This window comes from Paraliomyxa miuraensis (genome assembly GCF_026337845.1).
In the GTDB taxonomy this organism is placed as follows: Bacteria; Myxococcota_A; Polyangia; order Nannocystales; family Nannocystaceae; genus Paraliomyxa; species Paraliomyxa miuraensis.
In genome coordinates this window covers 1-224 of record NZ_JAOVZF010000019.1, presented here as the reverse complement: position 1 = coordinate 224, position 224 = coordinate 1, and the positions used below count along the sequence as shown (strand labels likewise).

1 protein-coding gene is annotated in these 224 nt (G+C 68.8%); it reads left to right on the top strand.

The features are described from left to right. Positions 1-224, top strand: a 224-nt coding sequence (locus tag OEB96_RS46825) for a hypothetical protein (protein ID WP_266213333.1), incomplete at both ends; no start/stop codon positions are given.

Sequence of the window (224 nt, the reverse complement as noted above, 5' to 3'; positions counted from 1 at the left end):
GGGGTGGCCCGCGTACACCGACGACGCCACCTGGCGCGAGCGGACCGAGGCGGCCACGCGGCTCCAGGTGATGACGCTCGCCCCTGCCGTCCACGAGCGCGCGCAGATCACCTTCCTCGGCTACGTCGAGGACAACCCCACCGACTGGCCGTACCTCATCAACACCTTCGCCACCAACTACAGCAAGCCGCACAACCGCGTCACGACGATCACCAACGGGCTCG